A 24,840-nucleotide genomic window follows, 5' to 3' on the forward strand; every position below is an offset into this window, starting at 1 on the left:
AGCTTGAATATGAAAACCAGGTATCTTTTGGGGTTTACGGTACTACTATTTACAACCGCTATTTGTGCGGCTTTTAGTTTAACCGGTAATGACGATTTTGATTTGGCCAGGCAGCAGGTAATGCTCCGCAAGATAGGGCATGAGGTACTTTTGCATTCGGGCGATAGCACGTCACGGGTGTTGCCTGTTAAAAAAATAGCCGAAAACGAATACCAGGTAAGGTTTGAAAACGAGTTTGCCTTTGAGCCCGATTCGCTTGTAAAAATAATAAGCCGCTCGCTGGCAAAAGATAAGCTGGCACATAACTACATTGTGACTGTATTAAAATGTACCGGAAAGGATGTCATATTTGGCTATATGATATCTGGTAACCGGCAGGATAATATTGTGCCCTGCCTGGGCCGCAGGCAACCCAAAAGCTGTTACCTTATTAACCTGAAATTTGAGGGCCGGCGTATTACAGCCGCACAAAAAGCTTATTTATTAGGCGGTTTGCCTTTCCTGGCCTTTATAGGGCTGATATTTTCGCAATCGGTTAAAACCCGGAAAAATAAAGTTACAGCAACTTTTGCCGGTGTTGATAGTTTTAAACTTGGCAATTCCATTTTTGACCCCGGTAACCGGCAAATTATAGCTGCCGGAGTTACAACCGCACTCACCGTAAAAGAAAATAAGCTGCTGCTGATCTTCGCCCGGTCGCCAAATGTAATTATTGAAAGAGGCCGGCTTCAAAAAGAAATTTGGGAAGACGAGGGCGTAATTGTAGGCAGAAGCCTGGATATGTTTATATCAAAGCTGAGAAAGAAATTGGAAAATGATTCTTCAATCCAGCTGACAAATATCCACGGCAGGGGGTATAAACTGGAAATTGGTGAGTAATTACATACTGCGGCTCCTTTCATTTTTCCCAGGTATTTATATTAAATAAAACTGCAAATTTACGCTGCGGCGGCTATTGTTTTGCCACGGCCGTCAGGAGCGCAGCGTTTTTCCGTTACCTGCCATCTCCCTTCGCGGCGACATTTATAAGCTATTTATCTGCAACCAAATAGTGCCAATGCCAACTAATTAATAAATTTAAATTATATATTTATAACTTAAAAGTCATTTAATCGTAAAAACCTAATAAGCAACTGTCTAAATAAGATAATGGTGCTTGTAATACCGCTTAAAATGGCTTTGCTGCATAACCCTGATTATATTTTTTTTTGATTGAATGAATACCAAAATATGGCTTAGTATTTTGTCGCTTTTTTTGTGCAATTTTTGCCAGGCCTATCGTCATAAAGCAAAACCGGATAGCCTGCGTAACGAATTACTCAAATCTATCGCGGCCAAAAAGCAGGTAAATGATACGGCTCTTATAAACTATTTGAATGAACTGGCTGTCGTTTATACCTCATACTATCCCGATAGTACCATTTATTACGGGCAAAAGGCAACCCAAATTTCGCGTCGTATAAACTACAGCACCGGCATTGCCGATGGGCTGCTGGCTGTTACTGCAGTATACATCAGTCAATCTAAATACAAAACGGTAATAAAAAACCTTGAGGAGAGTATGGCCCTTTATACCAGGGTTAATAACCAGTTGGGCATTAGTAACTGTTACCGGCTTTACGGCGATTTGTATTACCAGTTAAGCGATTATCAAAAGGCGTTAACCTATTACAAAAAGGCACTGCCAATTAAACTTGCTGCCAATGATTTACCCGGCTTATCGCGCTTATATTTAAGCATGGGCAATAATTATGATAATCTTGGGCACCCGTCTACCGCGCTTGATTATTATTTTAAGGCCCTTAATATCGATACAAAGCTTCACAACAAAAAGAAAATATCGGCCGATTATAATAACATCGGTGTTATCCTGCAAAGTATGGAGATATACCCGCAGGCCTTATCCTATTTTACCGAGGCGCTGAAGACGTGGACACAAATGAAATCAGACGGTGGGATTGCCGTAGCCAAACAAAACATTGGCGAAGTATTAATGGCCCAGGGAAAGTATGACAAGGCTATTCAATACCTTACAGATGCCCTTGTTATTAATCAAAAGCAGGATGATAAAGATGGTATAAGTACATGTTATAGTGATTTGGCGGTATGTTATATTTATAAAAAGCAAAATCCAAAGGCTTTAAGTTACCTGCAGCAGGCTTTAAAAGTTGCTACTGATAATCAAATGGATTACGATAAAACCATCGCTTTAATTAATACTGCCCTGTTTTACAATGTAAACCATGATTACTCCAAAGCATACGGTTTTGCCCTGCAGGCCAAAACGCTTGCCGACCGTTTTGGCAGCGTTTTGCTGCGTACAAACGCCGCAGTTCAATTGATTGAAACGCTTGGCGGCTTAAAATTATACAAGGAAGCATTTGTTGCCCAAAAGGATTTCGACAAAATGAAGCGCACCTTCCGGAAGGATGAAAGCGTTCAAAAATTTACCCTGTATATTACCCAATATAACTATGCCGAAAAGCAGCGGCAACAAATGCTGCAGCAAAAAGCAAGCGCCTTACTGTATCAGCAAAAGCTGCACGATAAGGACTTGTTAAACCTCATATTTTTTATCATTATAGCCGCAGTATTGTTAATAGCATACCAGTATTACCGGCAAAAGCAGCAGCAGTTAAAAATAAATACCCAGCTTAAACACAAAAACCAGGAAGTTGTAGAGCAAAAAGTTAGTATAGATGAACAGGCCGAAAAGCTGAATGACCTTAATAAATTAAAAGACAAGCTGATATCTATATTGGCGCATGACCTTCGGTCGCCACTAAGCACATTGCGCGGCCTGTTCGATCTGCTGTCAGACGAATCTATAAGCCACGAGGAAATGCTCCGGATGATCCCCTCTGTAATACAAAAGCTTGAATATACATCCGATTTTCTGGATACGCTCCTGTTCTGGATCAACAGCCAGCTGGAAAACTTCAACACCGCGGGCCAAAGTTTTTTAATTTACGATATTGTAAAATCAGAATCTGAAAACCATACCGAACAGGCTTCAAGAAAGGGTATTACCATGATTTGTGGCGGCAACAAAGAACTATTTGCCCTTGCCGATCCTAACTCGGTAAGGATAGTTGTAAGGAATTTAATTACCAATGCTATTAAGTTTTCGGGCGGGGGCGATGTTATCGAAGTATCGGCCGTTAAGGAGGGCGACAACGTACTGGTAACGGTAAGCGACACAGGTATGGGCATGCCGCCTGCGCGTGTAAACCAACTTTTTAAAAGCCAGATGACCAGTAAAACCGGTACGCTCAATGAATCGGGCACAGGCATGGGCCTGCTATTTTGTAAAGACCTGGTAGAGAAATGTAACGGCCGCATCTGGGTAACCAGCGAAGAAGGCGTTGGCACTAAATTCTTTTTTGTTATCCCGCTGCAACCGGCGGCTACCCTTGAAACAACCGAGGCCGGTTAGCAAATTTCACAACTGCCTGCACTGCAAGCTATAGCCTTTACCTGGATCTATTTTCCTCAAAATGTAATTACATTTGTTAAATAGCATCCCTTCGCATTGGTATCATCAAAATGGACAGAATTCCGGTAAGACAAATCAGTACCACACAAAAAAAATCCGGTACTCCCGCTTTATTCAATGTATGGGAGCTTGATAATTTGCTTGCCGGCACAGATATGATACAAGAACTTCACCGGCATGATTTTTTTACGTTCTTGCTCTAAAAAATGGAAGTGGCCAGCATTATATTGATTTTACCGATTATGAAATCTGCGACAAATCCGTTTTTTTTATGCGGCCGGGGCAGGTGCATAAACTGGTTTTAAAGGCCGGCAGCACGGGGTACCTAATGCAATTCAGCGGCGAGTTTTATTTCGCGAATGGTAAGGCAGCTGACCTTATGTTGCAAAGCGCCGGCAGTATATACCATTATCAACCCGGCGACAAAGGTTTTCAAAAATTGTACAATAGCCTGGGTTGCATTCTGCAGGAGTATACCGATAAACAGCCGCGCTACCAGGAGGCAATCCGCGCCAACATGGATATCTTTTTTATACAATTGGTAAGGCAGCAGCCAGCCGATGCTGCCAGTGGTGCCAGCCTGTACACGCAGCAACAGCTTGAAAAATTATTAGCGCTTTTAGATACCCATGTTTTTACACACAAACAGGTAGCCTATTATGCTGATATACTCAATTTATCCGCCTATCAGCTTAACACCATTACCACAACAACATTGGGTAAAACCTGTTCGCAAGTTATTAATGAACACATCGTGCTCGAGGCTAAGCGGTACCTGTTGGCCACTGCCAACCAGGTAAATCAAATTGCCGGCCTGCTTGGCTATGATGATGTTTCCTATTTTATCAGGTTTTTTAAAAAACACACCGGGCAATCGCCCGAGGCTTTCAGGTATAATTTTAGTTAAGTACCACACAACTGAGTTTTTGTCCTATCTCTTCCGCTATCGCACAAATTATATTTGTACTGCACAATAAAATAATTGGGTAACAAAATAAAAAACGATGGAACCAACCTGGGACGAACAATACAAACAACTATGGGACGACCGCTATAAAAAAGAAGAGTATGCTTACGGAAAAGCACCCGATGCTTTTTTTGAGCAATGGCTTAAAAAATTTGAACCCGGGCTAATACTCATGCCTGCCGATGGCGAAGGCCGAAACGGGGTTTTTGCCGCTACCCTGAACTGGCAGGTAACTGCCTTTGACCTGAGTGCCGAAGGCAAAGCCAAGGCCTTACAATTGGCACAGCAACGCGGTGTAAACCTGGCCTACCTTGTGGGCGATTTGGAGCAATTAGCCTTTGATGAGCAATGTTTTGATGCCATCGGGTTAATATTTGCACACTTTGCTGCCGAAAAAAAATCTCAGTTTCACCAAAAACTGGATAGGTGCCTAAAACCCGGCGGGGTAGTTATATTTGAGGCTTTTAGCAAAAATCACCTTCAACTTACGTTAAACAATCCCCATATTGGCGGCCCAAAGGACATCAATATGCTGTTTTCAAAAGAAGATCTTATAGCCGATTTTAAAGATTACGAGATACTGTTACTGGAAGAAGAAGAGTATATTTTAAACGAAAGTATTTACCACAACGGCAAAGGATTAGTGATAAGATTTGTCGGCCGGAAGCCTTTAACGTCAAAATAGTAAAGCCAACTTATCAAACAGCAGATTAACCTGTTTGGCCAGCGCGTCTGTTTTGTTAAGGTAAACACCCATGGGCTTTTATCATTCCTTTGTTACAATTAATCAAAAAAGTAAAAAAGATAAATTTCAAAATGTAGCTTAGTAAAAACTAATGTGTACCGATGATACAAATCCCTAAAGACCTGCTTGATCATCATGCGCATATCAAGCTTCGATTGTCTGATATGTACGGAATTATCATTGATAAAAAGCGCCCTTTCAGGTGCGATGATACCCTGCAAACCGCGCATTGCCTGGAGGTAATTTTAACGGGTACCATTGATGTTAGGTATGGCAGCTATGTACAGCACTTAATGGCCGGCGATATCCAGTTTAGGCGGCGGGGCAATTACCAGCTTTTCCCATCTGATGATTATACCAGCCTGCTTATTTTTATGGAAAATGAGTTTGTTGATTACTTTTTAGAAAGCCATGTGCCCGAGTTTAAACAGGAAAAATTGAGTGCCGATTTGCCGCCGTTTACCTTTAAAACTTCCGAATTTATAAAGGCCAACGTAGCCCAGGTTATGCAGCATATTGTACAACCACAAAACTACTCCAGGTGCATTGTTAAGTTTGCGGCCCACCAGGTGCTGTTGCAAATCTTGTCGGGCGATCAATCAAAAACCTTCGCCTCGTTTTTGAAAGACCTGGTAAGTAATAAAAAGGTTGATCTGGCTTACTTTATGGAAACCAACTTTAACAGGCAACTATCCATAGCCGATATGGCCAAACTCACCGGCAGGAGTGTAAGCGCGTTTAAAAAAGAGTTTACCGATCGTTTTAATACCACGCCCGTAAAATGGCAGTTTAACCGCCGGCTGGAGTATGCCGAGTACCAGTTAAAACACTCTAACGATCCGGTATCGCTGGTAGCTTATAGCAGCGGGTTCGAAAATATTTCGCATTTTTCAAAAGTTTATAAGCAAAAATTCGGCGCTTCGCCTAAAAGTGCGCGTAACGAACTGGTGTAGTGTCATCCATAAATTTGACGGATAGTTTTTAGCCCAAAGTCTTAAGTTCTAAGTCAAAAAAATAACTTCAGACTTACGACTTAGTACTTTAGACTTAACCGGCCTTATAAAAACAAACAAATAAAGCCTCACAGCAAAATTGCGGCCCTTGCAAAGCTGCAAATTTGAGGTATGAAAACATTACAGAACACCAACCCTGCATTAATACTCGTTGATATACAGCAGGGTTTTGATAATATCCCTTATTGGGGAGGCCAGCGCAATAACCCCGATGCCGAAGTTAATGCCCGCAAACTGCTTGATTACTGGCGGGCAAATAACCTGCCACTATTCCACATCCAGCGCTGCTCGGCCAACCCCAACTCGCTGCTGGCCGAAGGTAACCCCGGCAATGCGCACAAAGAGATTGTGAAACCTTTGCCCGGCGAGACGGTGATCAAAAAATCGGTAAACAGCTCCTTTATCGGCACCAATCTGCAGCAACAGCTGGATGCTGCGGGCATCGATACCATGGTTATAGTTGGGCTTACCACCGAGCATTGCGTATCTACCACGGCCCGTATGGCCGGCAATTTTGGCTACCACACCTTTGTAGTGGCCGATGCTACCGCCGCCTTTGCCAAAACCGGTATAAAAGGCGAACACTACGACGCCGAAACCATCCATTTAACCGCACTGGCACAAATTAACAACGAATTTGCCACCGTTTTAAATACCGACGAAGTACTCCAGGCTTTTAAAAAAAACGATGACTTTCTTTAGCAATTTAATCAGGAAACTAATGGCGCCGTACTTGCAGGTTTCGCAGGTGCTGTCGGTGATGAAGTGATTGTTAGGATGGCTAAAATAGGGGCAGCGCTGTCTCTGTCTTGATTCTTGACTCTAATCTCTTGATTCTTTTCCCGGGCGTTCCCACCGCTGGTAGAAGCGGCGGTCAGGCTTTTCGTTGCAAGTCCTCGCTTTGCCATTACCGCCCCGGCCTGCCCGCGCTGTGGGCTTTTCACTGCAATCCTTAACGCTAACTGCGGGTATACAAAAACACCCGGATGAGATTAACCATCCGGGTGTTGCATATTTATTACTTAGCATGGCGTTTGCCTATATTTCTTCATTTGATTAACTGACCATAGGATAGTACCTTAGATTCTTAAACCACACCGCATGCAGCTATTTAAAGATTTTGAAACCCTGATTGCCCCTGGTAATGTTGGTTTCTTTTACAGTTGCGAGGTCACTCAATTATTTATCCAGCATAAAAAGAATAAAACAGTTACCAATTTGTTTATTCTCGCCTCGTTTGAAGAAAAGCAGTTTGAAGGCACTGCCCATCGATATTTGACCAAATTGCTCCCGGTTAATAAAGAACTTGCTGTTGGAATACAGCGTTATTGGCTTTCTCCGAATGAGGCGCAGGCTGTTTTTGGAAAATTGGTAAACAAACACAAATGGGACTTCAGCGAAAATGATCAATTAGTTATGGGCAAATTGAGCGGTTTAGCTAAACAATTTATCCCGGCGAGTGAGGGCAACAGACTGAACCACGTCCTTAAAAATAATTTCCATAACGGCTCTTATATATTGGAGTTTTTTGACGAATCAAAACAACAGCTTGAATTTTTGCTGGATGTTAAAGCCGTAAAATCACTTAATAAACTCACCGAACAAATCAAAGAGATTGTCCCCATCGACCTGTCGCTGGTCAGGGACCGGTTAGGAAATGTTATTTTTCAATTCCCGGTCACCATCCTAAAAACCACATCGCAATCATTAACCGATCATACCGGGGTTGTGGCACAATTCAAATGGCACCTCGATTTAGTCGAACCAAAAGCATGCACCATAATGGTCGATTCTATTTTAGATGGCAATTACTTAGGCAGTGTAAATGTTCCCTATAATCTTTCACAACTTCAGCTGATTACCACCGGCCATGTTGACCAGGTAACAAATATCAGGATATGGAGTAATGAGCCGAATCTCTTGCTTTCCAATTTTCGCGGAACATATTTTAGGGGTATGAGCCTCAACACCAGTATAGGAAGTCACGAACCTCGTGTTTTTACAATTGGTGGAGTGACGCATAAAGTAGAAATTGTAAGTAAAGGCATGCGCAGCGGAGATTCGGACGTGCAGGATTACGCCACTTTTATACATAACACACTTTATGACGCCGAAAAAGTGAGACTGGAATCCTCTCTTTCTTTTAAACAGTATTTTAGTGGCAGTTCACTGACGGCATTACAAGATCTAAGAAAATTGATCAACCAGCATGACCAAAACGGGGTTTGCTTATGGGATCCTTACTTAAGGTCAGGTGATATCTTGAACACCTTATTCTTTTCTCCAACTGCCGGGGTCGAGATAAAGGCCATAGGTGCGATTGAAAAGAGTTCGAAAAAGATATTGTCAAAAACAGGTTATACCACAGATCAGATTATCCGGCAGGAATCCGCTATTCTCGAAGATCCGGGGAATAACAATTATGGACTGAAGCTTGAATTTCGTTTACAACATAGTAATCATGGCTGGTCATTCCATGATCGATTTCTGATTTTCCCTGGGAGCAAGCGCACGAAACCAAAGGTTTATTCCATCGGTACTTCCATTAATTCCATTGGTCTAAGTCATCATATTTTATTGGAAGTATCTCATCCCCAGAGGGTCATCGACGCTTTTGATGAATTGTGGGAAAAGTTAGACCATAAAGACTGTTTGGTATGGAGATCGAAGTAACGCTAATTAAAAAGGCCTTTAGCCTCGTTGGCATATTCGTTAATAATGATCTGGATAAATTGCTACTGGAGTTGAGTAACTACGATGTAGAACAACTGCTCTTCAATCGGGAGAATAATCCTGCATTGGGGAGACTCGCGCAACAACTGAGTTCTACAACAATGAACGCGATGTCAGGCCATGAATACCATAAGTTGGCTTCTGTAATTGTTACGATCAAGCCTTTTCTCGACCGTTTTATTTTAGGTGGCGACATAAGCGCCCTTGTCATTTTTGTAATGGTCAATAGTTATTTTAAGATCGATCTTAAATATTTTCTACAAGGCATGTCCTTTCCAAAAACAACAAAGGATCAACGAATCACACAAGTGCAAAAAATCCTGAGCGCTGTCAATATGAGTGTGAGTGTTCGCGCGAATGGATCTTACTATGAAAAAGAACTTGAAAGGGTAGCCAACCAGGGAACAAAAGAAAATTCAGTAAAAAAAATCTACGATTTCGTCTTGGCAATTGAGCGTGGCGGGCAAGGCTTTCATTTTAATTTTTACTTAGAAAACCTGGTCTTTTTTTTATTTCAACTCAATGTAAAGGCATTCATCTTCCGATTAAACAACCTGAAGCTTATTGAGGAGTATATCTTCTACCTCCAAAGTTTCCCGGAGCGTGCTTTGGTCATCCTGGCTAAAAAATCAGAACAGCTATCAAACCCATGGGTAATATTCGAATTGACCAGGCAGTTACTAAAGAAATACAGAATGGACGATGAGCCAGCAATTAAAGGTCGCCAGGCAATAGCGTTACTGCTGCAGCAACTTTATCTTCGAGATGAAAAAATTTATCATCAAGCTATCCCGTTTTTCCATAGCAACAGCGTTTTCAATGTTGCATTGGGAGAACAGATGCAATTTCTATCTGAAGAAGATTTGATTAAAGTTATGAAACATTCGCTTCCGATAGACCGGTATAATTCTTTGTTGGAGACGCGAACAAAATTACTAACCTCAATTAGCCTGCACACTTCAGATGACCAATATCAATTAGTACTGAACACCGCACGTCTGAGATGGCAAGCGGAATTTGACCGCTTGTTCAAATCCGAAGAATTTCTAAATGATTTATTTATGACAAGTTACGGCAATTTCATAATCCATTACTATTCTGAAGAAAAGGATGTGTCAAAAATCAAGGAGCTATTAAATCTGACATTGAAAAAACTTGTCTGGATCGATAGCGAGTGGGTTAAGAACGAATCGGAGCAGATAACTAGATTCTACCTTTATTTTTCCCTGTTATTTCTGTTAAGCCATGCTTATAAAAATAAGAAGCTGATCGATGAAGAAGCGTTAAAACTATTTGACAAGCTTAAAGGTAACCCGCCGCTATCCGAATATATTACGAATGAAAAGTACTTTAAGTATTTGAATGAGATCGCTGAGAATTTTAACCATCATCTTTAGGTAGTATGTGTCTACTACCTTTCGCTGTCGCAAGGTCCGGCCTCGCGGCAGCGAAAACTCTTGCGGCAGCTGGAGGAAGGCGTAGCACCCAGTACCAGGGTGTTTCACTATTAAACATCCGGGATTTGCACAACCAATACATAGTAACCCTCCCTACTCGCTCCTCAAAGTCTTCACCGGGTTGGCCAGCGCTGCTTTGATGGATTGAAAACTAATGGTAACAAAAGCGATAACGATGGCGATAAACGCCGCCAATACAAAAACTGTCCAATGGATGGGGATGCGGTAGGCAAAACCATTGAGCCAGTTGCTCATGGCATACCAGGCCAGCGGGAAGGCTACTACGATGGCAATAAGTACCAGTTTGATGAAATCTTTAGCCAGCAGACTTACTACGCCGGCAACCGATGCGCCTAATACCTTGCGTACGCCAATTTCGCGGGTGCGCACCTGGGCGGTGTACGTTGCAAGGCCCAGCAAACCCAGGCAGGAGATTAGTATGGCCATGCCGGCAAAGTAGTTAAACAGTGTGCCCTCGCGTTGTTCGCCCTGGTAAAGGTCGTTGAATATATCGTCCAGGAAGTTATAGCTAAAAGGGAACTCGCCGTTGTATTGTTTAAACTGGTCGCCCGCCGCGGCTATAGCTGCAGCGGCGTTTTTGGTGTTGGTTTTTATGTATAGGGTTTGGTAAACGGCGGGTCTGTAAAAAAAGATGGCCGGTGCAATTTTTTCGCGCATGCTGGCAAAATGGAAATCTTTAATTACGCCAATAATGGTGCCGTTGGTCCTTTGAAAGCGGAAGCGCTTGCCGATCGGGTTTTTAAGGCCTATCTCTTTTACGGCGGCCTCGTTAAGGATAAAATGGGTGGAGTCGGCCACTGCTCCGCTGAAGCTGCTGCCCTGCTGCATTTTAAGCTTAAAAAACGAGATGAAATCTTTATCTATCCCCATAGGATGTAGGATAAAGGTTTGGCCCGGAGCCTTGCCATCCCAGGAGTTGTCGCCCGAGATGCCGCCGCTGTTGATAATGTTGCCGGTTGCACGGGTTACATCTTCTACACCGGGCTGCTTTAAAAGTTCGGCACGTACGGCATCATAATGTTTTGATGCATCGCGCATCCAAACACCAAAAACATGGCTTTTATCGTATCCCAGATTTTTTGATTGGATGTATTTTAGTTGCCGCGTAATAACCAGCGTGCTCACAATAAGCACTACCGAAAACGTAAACTGCACCACCACGAGTATTTTGCGGAAAAGGGCATCGCCAATGCTACCGCTTATTTTGCCCTTCAGGGCTTTCAACGGCTCGAAAGACGATAGCAGCATGGCCGGGTAAATACTTGATAGGGCCAGGGTTGCTACCACTGTTATACTTATGATGAGCCAGATATGCGGATCGAGCAGGTTAAATACCAACTGCTTGCCGGCCAGCTGGTTAAATACCGGCATCAGCAGGTATATGGTAAACAAGGCAAATACCGTAGCTATAAGGAACAGCAATCCCGTCTCGGCCAGGAATTGCATAAACAGCTGTATTTTGCCAGCCCCTATAATTTTGCGCATGCTGATCTCTTTGGCACGCAATAGCGCGCGGGCGGTAGAAAGGTTTACATAATTGATGCAGGCTATCAGTAAAATAACCAAGGCTATAATAATAAAAATGCGTACCGTTTGGATGCCATGATCGGTTAAGTCGGCGTTGTACAAGTGCATTTTATTGATGGGCAGCAACAGGTAGTCGGCATCGGTATCCTCGGCGCGGTGTTTAATGTGGATTTTGAACAAATCGGCCGAGAGCTTTTTTAACGATGCGCCGGGCTTTAATTTAAAATAGGTTTGATAAGAATAATTATTAAAATCGGTGTTAGCATCCTGCTTACCATGTTCCAATATATATTTAATGTGGTAACTCATGGGCATAATCATATCATAATTGATGCTGGAGTTAAGCGGAAAATCGTTAATAACCCCGCTCACGGTAAAGTTTTCCTTGCCTTCTGCCACAATCACTTTGCCCAGGGCACTCTCGTTACCAAAATATTTTTGAGCCGTTTTTTTGGTGATGACAACCGAGTTATCATTCAAAAAAGGCTTAGCGGTATTGCCCTCAATCAGCGGGAAATCGAAGATGCTAAACAGCGAAGGATCGGCAAAGCCTACGTTTTGTTCGCCAAAAACTTTTTCCTTGTATTTATATAACGAGTAGAACCAGTTGGGGATAAGGCGGACCTGGTCCTGCACGTCGGTAAGTTCCTGTTTAGCCAATGGGCCGATAGGCGCTACAGTGGTTTGCCAGATTTGTTTACTGGCGCCGGTACCGCCAAAAAGTTCTACGCGGTAAATGTTGTCGGCGTTTTTATGGAAGCTATCAAAACTTAACTCGTCCTGTACCCAAAGCAATATCAAAATGCCAATGGCCAGCCCGGCAGTAAGGCCGGCAATATTGATTAACGAATAGAACTTGTTGCGAAACAAATTTCGCCAGGCGGTTTTAAAGTAATTTTTAAGCATAGCCACAATGTAATTGAAGTTGTAAAGCAGTAAAATCATGCCGTTTTTATAACTTGCTGAATAGTAGTTGTTTGTGTGTGTTTAATTTCGGCCTAAACGTTCATAAGCGTACAGCTGCGTACGCTTATGAAACAAAGTGGCGCGTCAGGTAGCTCCACAATACACTTATTGATACTCTTAAAAAGAGTACAACCCGTAGGGTTACTCTTTATTGAAATAAGTTAACATTAAAAAAATCCAACTTATTGTTTACTGCGTTTATATAATAAATAATAAACCATAACCAATGAGTGCCTTAGCAAACCACAGCGTAAAAACCATAGCCCAAAATATCCGTAATACCAGGATACAGTTGGCTTACTCGCAGGAATATCTTGCTGCCAAGTTGAATGTATCGCAAAATACCTATAGCAAAATTGAATTGGGCTATGTTAAACTGACCTTAGAAAGGTTTTTTAAGATTTGCCGCGTATTGGAGATCGATCCGGTCGACATTATTAATGCTGATGGCGTGGCAGCGTAAGCTGTTATCCTTGTCATCCATAACAGTGGGTTAGGTCGTGAAAAAGTCTGCCGTCTTATATCTGGAATACCGAAAGCCCGGGGCTTGGGTAGTGCAAAGTCTAATTCATCTCCCTTACAATCCCCGCCTTATAAAAACTTGGCGTTGTACCGGCAATTTTACGGAATGCCCGGCTGAAATAATGCTGGTTGTTAAATCCGGCTTTAAAACAGGCATCGGCAATACTGCAATAAGGATTATGCAATAGCTGTTTAGCAAACTGTATCCGCTCCTTAATAATATAATCAACCGGCGAAATTCCCATTTCGTGTTTAAATGCCCTGAAAAAACTGGCCTTGCTCATGTAGGCCATCTGGCTCAGGGCATCAATGTTCAACTTTTCGGTAAGGTGGTTTTTAATGTATTGTAAAATATAAGCAAAACGGTTTCCTGTTGATAATTGCTGCATATTATCTTGTACAACATGCAGATTTTGCATTTGCATAATTCTAATTAACAACTCCTTTAGCGTTAAATTGGCCAGTACGTCTTTGGTTAACACATCGCCTGTACTTATGCTGATGAGCTTATTAATTAGCTGGGCCAGTTCATGATTGTTAAAAAAGTGAAATTGCTGGTAGTTAAGCTTCCAAACGTCATCGGCACGGGGATAATTCTCGTTCAAAAAATCAAGCGTGCTTTTTATTTCGTGGTGATTAATGGCCAGGGCTGTGCATTGCGAAGGGTTAAGTTCGGATGCCTCGGGAAAATCAATAGTCATGGTAACATTTGGCGGAACTATCACCGTTTCGCCAGGCAGGTAATCAAAACCTGGCTTATCAAAAAGGTGCATCACTTTTTTACCACGCAGCATGCTGGTAATTACCAGGTCATCAAAAGTAAGCGGAACCAGTTCACTGCGCTGATAAGTTTCGTAAATATTTAGTTCGCAGTGGTTTAATGTATATGCACGGCGATTTTCTACCAGCGTGTGCAACTCACGTTTACCACTGAGGGCAAACGGAGATACCAGGTTTCTCTCGTTCATAATTGGTTTATTATTAAATAAAATTAGACATACTAATCCGTAGTTTATAATTCATTTTAAAATTGAAATTATAATGCACCCAATTGAGAGTATAGTGCAAATGCCCGATGCAGGCCACCGCTAACTTAGCTTAACCAATTAAAAAATAAAACCATCATGAGTTTAGCCCAAAGACCATCCTTTAAGGATAAGTACGACAATTTTATTGGCGGTAAATTTGTTCCGCCCGTTAAAGGCGAGTATTTTGATAATATTTCGCCCATTGATGGCAAGGTTTTTACCAAAGCCGCCCGATCAACCAAAGAAGATATCGAGGCAGCTGTTGATGCCGCTACAGAGGCATTTAAAACCTGGAGTAAAACCGCGGCAACTACCCGCAGCAACTTATTACTTAAAATTGCGCAAATAATTGAAGATAACCTAAGCTACCTGGCTACGGTAGAAACCATCGATAACGGTAAAGCCATCCGTGAAACAATGGCTGCCGATTTGCCGCTATGTGTTGATCACTTCCGCTATTTTGCAGGTGCCATCCGCGCCGAGGAAAGCAGCATATCTGAGCATGATGAGTTTACTGTAAGTATTAACCTGCAGGAGCCCCTTGGCGTAGTGGGCCAGATTATTCCCTGGAATTTTCCATTACTAATGGCCACATGGAAAATAGCACCTGCTTTAGCCGCCGGCTGTTGTGTGGTTGTAAAGCCCGCCGAGCAAACCCCAACCAGTATTATGGTGCTAATGGAACTCATTGGCGATGTTTTGCCTCCGGGTGTTTTAAACATTGTTACAGGTTTTGGCCCCGAAGCCGGCAAACCACTGGCTACCAACCCGCGCATTAGTAAGGTTGCCTTTACCGGCGAAACCACAACCGGCAGGTTGATTATGCAATACGCCTCAGAAAATTTAATTCCCGTCACCATGGAGTTGGGCGGTAAATCGCCAAATATCTTCTTTGAGTCTGTTGGCGATGCCGACGACGAATTTTTTGACAAAGCAGTAGAAGGCGCCGTATTATTTGCCTTAAACCAGGGCGAAGTTTGCACATGCCCGTCGCGTATGCTGGTGCACGAGAATATTTACGATAAATTTATAGAGCGCGTTATTGAACGTACAAAAGCTATAAAAATGGGAAACCCGCTTGATTCTGAAACGATGATGGGCGCGCAGGCCTCTAATGATCAATACGAGAAAATACTGAGCTACCTGGATATTGGCAAAAAAGAAGGGGCCGAAGTATTGGCCGGCGGTAATGCCCAAAAGCTTCCTGAGGAGTTGGGCGGGGGCTATTATATTCAGCCGACTATTTTTAAAGGGCATAATAAGATGCGGATTTTCCAGGAAGAGATCTTCGGCCCGGTGGTATCGGTTACAACATTTAAAACTACCGAAGAGGCTATTGAAATTGCCAATGATACCCTTTACGGCCTTGGCGCGGGCGTGTGGACACGCGATGCCCATGAAATTTACCAGGTGCCCCGTGCTATACAGGCCGGCCGGGTTTGGGTTAACAATTATCACGCTTACCCTGCACATGCGCCTTTTGGCGGTTACAAAAAATCGGGCTTTGGCCGCGAAAATCATAAAATGATGCTGAACTACTACAGGCAAACCAAAAATATGCTGATCTCTTATAATAAGAACAAACTGGGTTTCTTTTAGCCCCGTAATGTTAAAGGCGACCGCAAAATGTTTGGGATTTTGCGGCGCCTTTTATTTTGTAAATACATTGATTTACACATTAGTAAGAGCAGAGGGTGTGTGTGATTCCTTCCCTGGGGAAGGGGAGGTAGGGGTTAGATCAGGCGGTTAACTCGATAGCTTATCGCTCGTAGAAACCTTTCCCTGCCTTTGCGCTCGTGTCTAATCGCACCGCTCCCCTTGGAGGAAACTTTTTAGAATAATCCCACCATGACCAAAAGAGTATCCATTACCCCCGAAGCCGAAAAAATAATAGCCGAGTTAAAAGCCCGGTTTGGCGAGCTGATGTTTCACCAAAGCGGCGGCTGCTGCGATGGCTCATCGCCCATGTGTTTTGAAAAGGGCGACTTTAAAATTGGAAGCAGTGATGTGAAAATAGGAGAGGTTGCAGGCTGCGAGTTTTTCATGAGTATTGATCAGTTTGAATACTGGAAGCATACGCATCTTACACTGGATGTTACCCCTGGCCGCGGCAGCAGCTTTTCTATCGAAATTCCTATGGGCATCAGGTTCATTATCCGCTCCAGGTTATTTACCGATGAAGAACTGGGCGATTTGGAGCCGGTGGAATATTTTGAATCCTGATCCGGCTTTTTGTCGATTGCCTTGTTTTCTGTGTTTAATTGATAAGCGGCACCGGTGCCTTTACTATTTTAGCATATTTTTCATCCAGCGCGGTAACCGGCACGGTGATACTTAGCGCATTAATGGCGAAATAATTTACCGATACATAATCATATCCCTTAAACGGTCCGTAATGATCGCCTCCAGAATCTTTCAGGATAAAAAACAGTTTGCCGCCTTTACTTTTGGCGATACCTACAATGTGAATGAGGTGATCGTCCTGCGTAATTAGGGTTTCAAATAATTGCTGCCGTAAAGGCGCGCTATACGTCATCTCTGCTGTATCGGCATTACCCACCCGGTAAAAACGTTTATCTTCAAATAGGGCGTAGCCTGCTTTGCCGCAGTTCCAGCCGTTGTTACTTACATCCATATCAACTACCAGCGACTGCCCTTTTTCAATGGTGGTTTTGGCAATGGCTATCAACTCATCCAACGGCACATTCAGGTAATTTTCGCGCAGCAAAAAGTTGTCGGGAATTTCCAGCGGAAAGTTCTCGTAAAAAGGGTGGTGCGTAAACGACGTAATTGTAGCATATTGCTGCCTGTTGAACTTTAAAACCTCTTTTGCAAAACTAAGCGGGGTGTATTCTTTGCCCTCCCAGGTAAATTTAGCCGGCGGTGTACCCACAATATCATCATGTTTTTTAATAAAACCTGCCAGCCAGTTGGCATCGATGGGCTTTGTTTTGAGTACCGAATCCAGGTAACCTTTCAGGATCTCGTCGGTTTGTTTGTTGCTTTTGTCTGAAAATTCGACACCTTTTTTACGTGCGTAAAACTCGTTGGGGATAGCGCCGTATTTTTCAATCCCGTACATGGCATCATGGGCCAGCCCGCCAGCCTCGAACAAGCTTGTGCCATTTGACAGGATATACCGCTTCGCCTTTTCAATGAACAGGTTACGCGATGTATATAACTCCGAAATATCGATATCTTTTTTATCGTTCGCTATCTCTGCCGATTCAACCAGCGACGTTGTTGAAAACGACCAGCAGGTATTGGTGCCGCCCTGGTATTTTACAGAACCTGCGGCAATTTTTTTAATGGTTACCGGCTGCTGCGCATAAGCACAACCAAAAGCAGCGGCAAATAGCAGGGACAGGAAATGTTTTCTCATCTTAAATAATGGGGTAAACTACTAAAATAGGAATAAATTTTGATTGGACGAATGGCACCGGCCGATAATAACGATCCCCTGGCATCATTTTTAAATACCTGTTTGATCGGCTTGCGATAGGGGAAATTTATTTTAACTAACAGCGGGTGCCGGCAGGGTAAAATAAAAACAGGTGCCGTTTGCCGATTCGTCATCATCTACACCAATAAAGCCACCATGCCTGAGGATGATTTCGGCGCTTAAAAATAAGCCGATGCCAAACCCGGGTATGTTTTGTGGCGTTGATGTTGCCCGGTAAAATTTTTGAAACACCTTGTGGTGCTCGCTTTTGGGCAAGCCTATGCCAAAATCTTTAACCTGTACTTTGGCTTCGGTCTCGTTTGCCCCTATATATACCACGATATTGGTACAATCGGGCGAGTATTTAACAGCGTTATTTACCAAATTTGTTAAAACCTGGCCAATACGGTACCTATCGGCAAATACCAGGTTTTTATTATTTGTGGCAGCTACCCGAATATTGTATTCGGGATTTATCAGCATAGCGTTGGCCGCAATTTCTTCGCCAAGGGCGTTTAAATCAAATGAATCTTTAGCTAACCTGATCTGGTTGGATAGGTTGGCCGGATCGGCCATTTCATTGAGCAACCTGGTAATCCTTTCTACCGAGCCAAGGGCCCGTTTGGCAACCTGGGTAATTTTTTCATCGCCAATGCCGGCAATAAACCTATCTAATAATTGCAAATAGCCTTTAACTGCCGATAACGGTGTTTTAAGTTCGTGCGTGGTTACATTAAAAAGCTCATCTCTTAAAAGTTCCAGGTCTTTCTTCTCCGTGATATCAACCATGGTGCCTATGATGTGGGTGGGGGCTGCCGCATGAAATAGTACCGTGCCCTTTGCATCAATCCAATGAATGGTATTATCAGTATGCCTTACCCGGTATTGCAGGCTATAAACCCCCGCGGCAGATTGAATAGCCTCAATAATTGCTTCGGGCATTAGCGGCCTGTCATCCGGCAGGATACAGTTTAATAACTTATCATAATCCAATGTTTCGTTTTCGCCGATGCCGATGTTGGTTTTACATTTAGAGGTGCAGTTAAGGGTGTAACTGGCCAGGTCAAGTTCCCAAAAACCTAATTGAACCTGGTCGAGCGCTATTTTCAGATGCTCCTGGGTTACCTTGATAGACGGCTCTTTATAGGCTAACATTGACGACATAATGGTTGCTTTGATAATTGGATAAGGCTGACAAGTTAAGCAATGACTTTTGTATTTAATGTAATTTTATTTAAGCACCAGCATTTAAGGGCAGGCTAAAGCAAAAGCGACTGCCTTTATCCGGTTCGCTTTCGATATTGAAAGTACCGTTATGTTTTTTAATGATCTCGGCAGCAATATAAAGCCCCAAACCTATACCCTGGTAAAGCATTGCCGTTTTGCTTACCCGGTAAAATCGCTGAAACAGCTGATCTATATCTTCTTTGGCTATTCCAATCCCAAAATCTTCCACAATTATCATAACTCTGTCTCCTGATATTTCGGCTTTAACCAGTATTTTATCGGCTTCAGGTGAGTATTTGATGGCATTATTTAATAGGTTCACCATTACCTGTTCTATCCTGAACTGGTCGCCAAGGTATTTTATGCTGACTGAGTTTTCCAGCACAATCCGGTGCCTGTCTGATGTTAGCTGAACATTAGCAATGCTGTGGGTAAGGGCATCGGTAAAATTAAATTCGGCGATGTTTAAATCTATCAATCCGGCATTTATCCGGGTAACGTCAAGCAAATCTTCAATTAACCGCTCCAGGCGTTTAATGCTGTGGTTGGCATTTAAAATGAAAGAATAGGTTTTGCCGGCCTTATCGGCTGTTTTTTCCAGTAACTGGTTAATGGCTTTGATATTGGTTAGCGGGGTTTTAAACTCATGGCTTACCATGTTAAAAAACTCATCTTTTTTGGCCTCGGCGGCGGCGCGTCGTTCTTTCTCCTGCTTTTGTACCTGTATTTCCCTGTTGGCAATAATCAACTCGGCGGCGCGCTTGCCTTTTTCTTCGTCCTGAAAGTCGAGTTCTTTAAGTGCGGCCAGTAATTCTGCAGCGCGTTTTTCCTTTTCTTCATCCTGTAAATCAAGTTCAATATTGGCAATAATCAATTCGGCTGCACGCTTGCCTTTTTCTTTATTTTGATAAACAAGTTCTTTGTTGGCTATAATTAGTTCATTTGCCCGTTTTTCTTTTTCCAGGTTCTGATAAATAAGCTCTTCGTTGGCTATAATTAATTCGTTGGCCCGTTTTTCTTTCTCCAGGTTTTGATAAATGAGTTCGGTATTGGCTATAATTAATTCGGCCGCCCGTTTTTCTTTCTCCTGATTTTGGAAAATCAGTTCGGTATTGGCCAATATCAGTTCGGCGGCCCGTTTTTCTTTTTCCTTGTTCTGAAAACTGAGTTGGGCATAAGCAATCACCAGTTCGGCAGCCCGTTTTTCTTTTTCTTCGTTCTGAAAATCAAGCTCCTTGTTGGCAATTAGCAATTCTTCAGCGCGCTTCCTTTTTTCAACGTTCTGAAAATCAAGTTCAATGTTGGCTATAATCAGTTCGGCGGCCCGTTTCCTTTTTTCTTCGTTTTGAAAATCAAGCTCGATGTTGGCAATAGTTAGTTCGGCTACAACTTTTCCTTTTGCGGTGTTTTGTCGCTCAAGTTCAATTAAGGCCAGGTTTAAATCGGCGGCGAGTTTTTCGTTTTCCTGGTGCTGTATTAACAATTCCTTGTTGGCAACAATTAATTGTTCCGATAGCTTCTTTATTTCCATATCACGGGCCGACAGTGCCATTGTTTTAATGAGATACCATCGCCGTCCGGACAGGTAGATGTTTGTAAAATGCAGTAAGCTGATTTTGAGTTGCTAAGCTTAAAAAAACCGGATGAATACAATAGTACGGATAAAAGCCCTAATTGTTTGAGGATAACACTAAGAAATTAACTTAAAACAGAAACCGCCATTATAAAATACTTAGCTAAGACGTACTGTCTGGTGCCCGCCCCGGGTTTACACATTATTTAAATATCGTTCGCTAATAATAACATAACAATTTGATAAAACAGCGCATGCCGACTACCTACTTAGCTGCGCTATATTTGCGGCTAAATTTAATCGCTGTATTGTTTATTAAAGATTTGACGGCCGACTGGTTTGTATCGTTTTCTGCGGAGAACAGATGAGAAGATGAATACGGCACCGGTAATACATCAATGTAAATCCTGATAGCCATATCAAGGCAATTATAAGCTTTTGCAGAATTTGCCCGGGTGCAGGAAGCTTTTACCTTTGTCAACTATAACAAAGCAAGTGTAAGTGTTACCGGCTGTTAGGTGTAATGGTCACGAGCCATAACAGTGATTTTATGATGAAGCGGAGTTAAAAAGAGCGTAAGGATTGTTAAAAGATAAAATAGAATAACATGATAAGAATGGTTGTTTTTGATATGGCTGGCACTACTGTTGACGAGGATAACGTGGTATATAAAACGCTTCGGACAGCGATAAACCAGGCCGGTTATAACTTTAGCCTTGATGAGGTATTAGCGCAGGGCGCAGGTAAAGAAAAACGGCAGGCCATAAAAAGTATTTTGCAGGTTTATACAGGCACAGAAGACGATAGCCTTACCGATAGCATTTATGCGAATTTTATAGCTCAACTGGCTGATGCTTATGCTGCTTTAAATGTACTGCCGCAGCCCAACGCCACAGATTTATTTGGCGCTTTAAGCGAAAAAAATATCCTGGTAGTTTTAAACACAGGTTACAACCGCGAAACCGCTCAATCATTGGTTGCCAAATTAGGATGGGAAGAAGGTGTGGAATTTGACTTGCTGGTTACCGCCGACGATGTTGACAAAAACCGTCCTGATCCGGACATGATTTGGTTTGCTATGAAACATTTCGGAATAACTGATGGCCGGGAAGTAGCAAAAGTTGGCGATTCGATCATCGATATCGAAGAAGGCCGCAACGCAGGCTGCTTACTAAATGTTGGTATTACTACGGGTGCGCATACCTTACAACAATTGCAATCGGCCAATCCGGAAGGCATCATTGATAATTTGCTGGAGTTACTGCCCCTGGTTGATGCAGTTAAGTAAACGGTGAAAACGAATAATGCATATATAGCATAGTGGCGAAGCAATCTGCGTTCACGTTTTGCCACTAAATCCATTTAAACCAAACTAAATAACCATCCTGGCTGTTGCTTTATCAACATGAAAAAACTAATTGTTTTTGACCTGGATGGTACCCTTGCCGAAAGTAAGGCAGCGATAGATGCCGAAATGGCCAAATTGTTTTCGGCACTCCTGGATGTGGCCAAAGTTGCCATTATATCTGGCGGCGACTGGCCCCAGTTTGAAAAGCAGGTAATTGCCCACCTGCCTAAAGGTACAAAGCTGGCAAAACTTTCAATTCTGCCTACCTGTGGTACCAAGTTTTATCAATACAAGCCCGCTGGCTGGAAAAAGATATATTCGGAGGATTTTACTGCCGATGAAAAGAAAAAGATCATCAGTTCGCTGAATGAGGCCGTTGAAAAATCGGGTTTTAAGGCCGAGAAAATTTGGGGCGACCAGGTAGAGGACCGCGACAGCCAGATCACTTTTTCGGCCCTGGGCCAAAAAGCTCCGCTCGAACCTAAAAAAGCCTGGGACCCCGATTTTAAAAAGCGCAAAAAAATTAAGACTATACTGGATAAGCTGATCCCGGATTTTGCCGTGAACCTGGGTGGCGCTACCTCTATTGATATTACCAAACCCGGAATAGATAAAGCCTACGGAATGCACAAGCTGCACAATATACTCAAGATACCTATTAGCCAAATGCTGTTTATGGGCGATGCCTTGTTTGATGGCGGTAACGATTATCCGGCCCGCACTACCGGCGCCGATTGCATACAGGTGCGCGATCCGGAGGAAACAAAAAGGGTGATTGAGGGTGTGGTGGCCTGTTTGAAAAAATAGGATCACAAGTTTAATTCAACAGCTATTTTGATCAACTGGCAATTTTTGCAGATTTGATATGCCCGGACATTCTGCACTTTTCAACAAAGTAATTTGAGCTTTACAACAAAATGTAGCCCCGGTGTTCTCCCGATATTTGTATTAACAAACAAATAAAAAGAGACATGGAAAAAATATGGTTTATAACAGGCAGCTCCCGCGGATTGGGGCGCAGCCTTACAGCAGCAGTATTAGCCAAAGGCGATAAAGTAGCCGCCACAGCACGCAACCCCGAACAGTTACAGGATTTTATAGATAAATACCCAGACCAGGTGCTTCCTATTCAATTGGATGTAACAAGCCAGCAACAAATAAATGCCGCTATTGAAAGTACTATACAGCATTTTGGCCGCATAGATGTATTGGTAAACAATGCAGGCTTTGGTATTACCGGTGCTGCCGAAGCTTATACGGATGAGCAGGTACAAAGCCAGCTGGATACCAACCTGTGGGCACCCATAGCAATTACCCGCGCGGCGTTGCCTTATATGCGTAAACAACGGTCGGGGCATATTTTGCAAATAAGCTCCATTGGCGGCAGGGTAGGCAGCGGTGGTGTAAGCATTTACCAGGCAGCAAAGTTTGGCTTGAGCGGCTTTAGCGAAGGCCTTGCACAGGAAGTGGCCCCATTGGGTATCAAAGTAATTGTGATTGAACCGGGTGGTTTCCGCACAGATTGGGCCGGCGACTCGATGACCTACGCAAAATCAATTGAAGGGTATGAGGCTACAGTTGAAAAAAGGGCTGCCTTTTTCAAGAGTGGCAATTTTAAACCGGTTGGCGACCCTGATAAGGCAGCAAAAGTAATGCTTGAAATTGTTGATCATCCGCAGCCGCCATTGCATTTAATATTGGGCAGCGAAGGCCTGGCTATTGTAAAAGCATCCGACACCGCAAAAATGGCCGAGCTTGAAAAATGGGCCCCATTAAGTATTTCAACCGATCATGATGAATCGGAGAACTTCTTTGAATCAGCGCAGGGAAAGGCATACCTCACGCTCAAAAAATAATCACCAGGAATAATAGCCGCGCTGGTTTATTTTACATGCGCGGCTATTATTGTAAATTTGAATGATATGCTTAAACAGGATAAGGAACCCATTTTACAGCAAATAAAGCACTCCTGCTACATTACCAGGAGCAGGGAGGGCGAGCAGTTTGTGCCCGAGCATGTTTTTAGTTACCAGATAGCCGGCTCTATCCAGATAACCGACGGAGAGCATACTTATCATGTTAAAGAGGGGGATTTTAGGTTAAGCAAGCGCAATCATCTTATCAAATTTATAAAGTCGCCGCCACCCAATGGCGAGTACAGGGCTTTATCCATCTATCTCGACCAGCAAACCTTGCGTAATTTTAGTATGGAATACGGCCTGAAATCAGAAAAGCATGATACCGACGGCCCTTTTATTGCTTTAAAGCCCAACGCTTTGTATAAAAGCTTTATGGAATCACTGCTGCCTTACCAGCAAAGCGGGCATACCATTAGTAACGAGTTACAACGGTTAAAACTGCGCGAAGCTATATTGATATTATTGCAAGGCAATCCCGAACTTAAAGATGTGCTGTTTGATTTCAGCGAGCCTGGTAAAATAGACCTGGAAGGCTTTATGAACAAAAATTACCAGTTTAATGTAGAGCTAAAACGCTTTGCCTACTTAACAGGGCGTAGTTTGGCTACGTTTAAACGCGATTTTGAAAAAACGTTTCATACTACCCCCGGCAAATGGTTACAGCAGCGCAGGCTGCAACAAGCCCACTACCTGATTAAGCAGAAAAGGCAAGCCCCATCTGAGGTTTACCTCGAACTGGGTTTTGAAGACCTTTCGCACTTCTCGTTCGCGTTTAAAAAAGCATTTGGAGTAGCGCCTTCTAAGGTTTAAAATAAGCGTTCGGCAGCCAAAGTAACCGGTGGGTAATCAATTTGTA

Annotated in this window: 20 protein-coding genes; 15 read left to right on the plus strand and 5 right to left on the minus strand. The window is 43.0% G+C overall.

Features of this window, described 5'->3' with window-relative positions; genetic code table 11:
- Positions 1-9 precede the first annotated feature (9 nt).
- From PQ469_RS07005 to PQ469_RS07040, 8 genes are all read left to right on the plus strand, one after another.
- Positions 10-879 carry a winged helix-turn-helix domain-containing protein gene (locus PQ469_RS07005; protein WP_274212304.1) on the plus strand — a complete coding sequence of 290 codons (870 nt, stop codon included), beginning with the start codon at positions 10-12 and terminating at the stop codon, positions 877-879.
- 337 nt (positions 880-1,216) lie between these two features.
- Positions 1,217-3,436 (plus strand): tetratricopeptide repeat-containing sensor histidine kinase, encoded by a 2,220-nt coding sequence (locus PQ469_RS07010; RefSeq protein WP_274212305.1) that lies wholly within the window; start codon positions 1,217-1,219, stop codon positions 3,434-3,436.
- A 346-nt stretch (positions 3,437-3,782) separates the two neighbouring features.
- Positions 3,783-4,403 carry a helix-turn-helix domain-containing protein gene (locus PQ469_RS07015; RefSeq protein ID WP_274212306.1) on the plus strand — a complete coding sequence of 207 codons (621 nt, stop codon included), beginning with the start codon at positions 3,783-3,785 and terminating at the stop codon, positions 4,401-4,403.
- A gap of 97 nt (positions 4,404-4,500) precedes the next feature.
- The gene (locus PQ469_RS07020; RefSeq protein WP_274212307.1) at positions 4,501-5,148 is read left to right on the plus strand and encodes a class I SAM-dependent methyltransferase; all 648 of its coding nucleotides are present in this window, start codon (positions 4,501-4,503) and stop codon (positions 5,146-5,148) included.
- A gap of 161 nt (positions 5,149-5,309) precedes the next feature.
- Positions 5,310-6,161, plus strand: a complete 852-nt coding sequence (locus tag PQ469_RS07025; RefSeq protein WP_274212308.1) for a helix-turn-helix domain-containing protein — start codon at positions 5,310-5,312, stop codon at positions 6,159-6,161.
- 171 nt (positions 6,162-6,332) lie between these two features.
- Positions 6,333-6,923 (plus strand): cysteine hydrolase family protein, encoded by a 591-nt coding sequence (locus PQ469_RS07030; protein ID WP_274212309.1) that lies wholly within the window; start codon positions 6,333-6,335, stop codon positions 6,921-6,923.
- Between the two features lie 399 nt (positions 6,924-7,322).
- On the plus strand, positions 7,323-8,894 hold the full coding sequence (locus PQ469_RS07035; RefSeq protein WP_274212310.1) for a VPA1262 family N-terminal domain-containing protein: 1,572 nt from the start codon (positions 7,323-7,325) through the stop codon (positions 8,892-8,894).
- Entirely contained in the window at positions 8,879-10,351 is a 1,473-nt protein-coding gene (locus PQ469_RS07040; RefSeq protein WP_274212311.1) for a hypothetical protein, read from the plus strand. The genes PQ469_RS07035 and PQ469_RS07040 overlap by 16 nt, the downstream gene beginning before the upstream one ends.
- Positions 10,352-10,504: 153 nt before the next feature.
- Here the strand turns inward: PQ469_RS07040 and PQ469_RS07045 are convergent, their stop codons facing one another.
- A complete protein-coding gene (locus PQ469_RS07045) occupies positions 10,505-12,904 on the minus strand; it encodes an ABC transporter permease (protein WP_274212312.1) in 2,400 nt (799 codons plus the stop codon).
- 247 nt (positions 12,905-13,151) lie between these two features.
- On the opposite strand from PQ469_RS07045, the gene PQ469_RS07050 reads away from it, so the two are divergent.
- Complete coding sequence (locus tag PQ469_RS07050; protein ID WP_274212313.1) at positions 13,152-13,388, plus strand: helix-turn-helix domain-containing protein; 237 nt, start codon at positions 13,152-13,154, stop codon at positions 13,386-13,388.
- 100 nt (positions 13,389-13,488) lie between these two features.
- On the opposite strand, the gene PQ469_RS07055 is transcribed toward PQ469_RS07050, so the two are convergent.
- Positions 13,489-14,415: an AraC family transcriptional regulator gene (locus tag PQ469_RS07055; protein WP_274212314.1), complete on the minus strand. Its 927-nt coding sequence runs from the start codon at positions 14,413-14,415 to the stop codon at positions 13,489-13,491.
- A 156-nt stretch (positions 14,416-14,571) separates the two neighbouring features.
- Between PQ469_RS07055 and PQ469_RS07060 the strand changes: the two genes are divergently transcribed.
- Together PQ469_RS07060 and PQ469_RS07065 are read left to right on the plus strand one after the other, a co-directional pair.
- On the plus strand, positions 14,572-16,074 hold the full coding sequence (locus PQ469_RS07060; protein WP_274212315.1) for an aldehyde dehydrogenase family protein: 1,503 nt from the start codon (positions 14,572-14,574) through the stop codon (positions 16,072-16,074).
- Between the two features lie 249 nt (positions 16,075-16,323).
- The gene (locus PQ469_RS07065) at positions 16,324-16,698 is read left to right on the plus strand and encodes a DUF779 domain-containing protein (protein WP_274212316.1); all 375 of its coding nucleotides are present in this window, start codon (positions 16,324-16,326) and stop codon (positions 16,696-16,698) included.
- Between the two features lie 34 nt (positions 16,699-16,732).
- On the opposite strand, the gene PQ469_RS07070 is transcribed toward PQ469_RS07065, so the two are convergent.
- The 3 genes from PQ469_RS07070 to PQ469_RS07080 form a co-directional block, all read right to left on the minus strand.
- Positions 16,733-17,857: a C1 family peptidase gene (locus tag PQ469_RS07070; RefSeq protein WP_274212317.1), complete on the minus strand. Its 1,125-nt coding sequence runs from the start codon at positions 17,855-17,857 to the stop codon at positions 16,733-16,735.
- Positions 17,858-17,989: 132 nt separating this feature from the next.
- Entirely contained in the window at positions 17,990-19,081 is a 1,092-nt protein-coding gene (locus PQ469_RS07075) for a PAS domain-containing sensor histidine kinase (RefSeq protein WP_274212318.1), read from the minus strand.
- A 70-nt stretch (positions 19,082-19,151) separates the two neighbouring features.
- Positions 19,152-20,696, minus strand: a complete 1,545-nt coding sequence (locus PQ469_RS07080) for a sensor histidine kinase (RefSeq protein ID WP_274212319.1) — start codon at positions 20,694-20,696, stop codon at positions 19,152-19,154.
- 628 nt (positions 20,697-21,324) lie between these two features.
- Between PQ469_RS07080 and PQ469_RS07085 the strand changes: the two genes are divergently transcribed.
- The 4 genes from PQ469_RS07085 (at position 21,325) to PQ469_RS07100 (ending at position 24,794) form a co-directional block, all read left to right on the plus strand.
- Positions 21,325-22,005: a phosphonatase-like hydrolase gene (locus PQ469_RS07085; RefSeq protein ID WP_274212320.1), complete on the plus strand. Its 681-nt coding sequence runs from the start codon at positions 21,325-21,327 to the stop codon at positions 22,003-22,005.
- Positions 22,006-22,122: 117 nt separating this feature from the next.
- Positions 22,123-22,872, plus strand: coding sequence for an HAD-IIB family hydrolase (locus PQ469_RS07090; RefSeq protein ID WP_274212321.1), 750 nt, complete (start codon positions 22,123-22,125; stop codon positions 22,870-22,872).
- A 164-nt stretch (positions 22,873-23,036) separates the two neighbouring features.
- Complete coding sequence (locus tag PQ469_RS07095) at positions 23,037-23,921, plus strand: oxidoreductase (RefSeq protein WP_274212322.1); 885 nt, start codon at positions 23,037-23,039, stop codon at positions 23,919-23,921.
- A gap of 66 nt (positions 23,922-23,987) precedes the next feature.
- A complete protein-coding gene (locus PQ469_RS07100; RefSeq protein WP_274212323.1) occupies positions 23,988-24,794 on the plus strand; it encodes a helix-turn-helix domain-containing protein in 807 nt (268 codons plus the stop codon).
- The last annotated feature ends 46 nt before the right edge of the window (positions 24,795-24,840 follow it).

The sequence above is a fragment of the Mucilaginibacter sp. KACC 22773 genome (assembly GCF_028736215.1).
Lineage (GTDB): Bacteria > Bacteroidota > Bacteroidia > Sphingobacteriales > Sphingobacteriaceae > Mucilaginibacter.

What these genes read in the sequence shown, in the direction of transcription:
- PQ469_RS07100 (WP_274212323.1), top strand. Translation starts at nt 23,988, where the DNA reads ATGCTTAAACAGGATAAGGAACCCATTTTACAGCAAATAAAGCACTCC.
- PQ469_RS07060 (WP_274212315.1), top strand. Translation starts at nt 14,572, where the DNA reads ATGAGTTTAGCCCAAAGACCATCCTTTAAGGATAAGTACGACAATTTT.
- PQ469_RS07070 (WP_274212317.1), bottom strand. Translation starts at nt 17,857, where the DNA reads ATGAGAAAACATTTCCTGTCCCTGCTATTTGCCGCTGCTTTTGGTTGT.
- PQ469_RS07035 (WP_274212310.1), top strand. Translation starts at nt 7,323, where the DNA reads ATGCAGCTATTTAAAGATTTTGAAACCCTGATTGCCCCTGGTAATGTT.
- PQ469_RS07045 (WP_274212312.1), bottom strand. Translation starts at nt 12,904, where the DNA reads ATGATTTTACTGCTTTACAACTTCAATTACATTGTGGCTATGCTTAAA.
- PQ469_RS07055 (WP_274212314.1), bottom strand. Translation starts at nt 14,415, where the DNA reads ATGAACGAGAGAAACCTGGTATCTCCGTTTGCCCTCAGTGGTAAACGT.
- PQ469_RS07025 (WP_274212308.1), top strand. Translation starts at nt 5,310, where the DNA reads ATGATACAAATCCCTAAAGACCTGCTTGATCATCATGCGCATATCAAG.
- PQ469_RS07050 (WP_274212313.1), top strand. Translation starts at nt 13,152, where the DNA reads ATGAGTGCCTTAGCAAACCACAGCGTAAAAACCATAGCCCAAAATATC.
- PQ469_RS07095 (WP_274212322.1), top strand. Translation starts at nt 23,037, where the DNA reads ATGGAAAAAATATGGTTTATAACAGGCAGCTCCCGCGGATTGGGGCGC.
- PQ469_RS07085 (WP_274212320.1), top strand. Translation starts at nt 21,325, where the DNA reads ATGATAAGAATGGTTGTTTTTGATATGGCTGGCACTACTGTTGACGAG.
- PQ469_RS07080 (WP_274212319.1), bottom strand. Translation starts at nt 20,696, where the DNA reads ATGGCACTGTCGGCCCGTGATATGGAAATAAAGAAGCTATCGGAACAA.
- PQ469_RS07030 (WP_274212309.1), top strand. Translation starts at nt 6,333, where the DNA reads ATGAAAACATTACAGAACACCAACCCTGCATTAATACTCGTTGATATA.
- PQ469_RS07075 (WP_274212318.1), bottom strand. Translation starts at nt 19,081, where the DNA reads ATGTCGTCAATGTTAGCCTATAAAGAGCCGTCTATCAAGGTAACCCAG.
- PQ469_RS07040 (WP_274212311.1), top strand. Translation starts at nt 8,879, where the DNA reads ATGGAGATCGAAGTAACGCTAATTAAAAAGGCCTTTAGCCTCGTTGGC.
- PQ469_RS07020 (WP_274212307.1), top strand. Translation starts at nt 4,501, where the DNA reads ATGGAACCAACCTGGGACGAACAATACAAACAACTATGGGACGACCGC.
- PQ469_RS07090 (WP_274212321.1), top strand. Translation starts at nt 22,123, where the DNA reads ATGAAAAAACTAATTGTTTTTGACCTGGATGGTACCCTTGCCGAAAGT.
- PQ469_RS07005 (WP_274212304.1), top strand. Translation starts at nt 10, where the DNA reads ATGAAAACCAGGTATCTTTTGGGGTTTACGGTACTACTATTTACAACC.
- PQ469_RS07010 (WP_274212305.1), top strand. Translation starts at nt 1,217, where the DNA reads ATGAATACCAAAATATGGCTTAGTATTTTGTCGCTTTTTTTGTGCAAT.
- PQ469_RS07065 (WP_274212316.1), top strand. Translation starts at nt 16,324, where the DNA reads ATGACCAAAAGAGTATCCATTACCCCCGAAGCCGAAAAAATAATAGCC.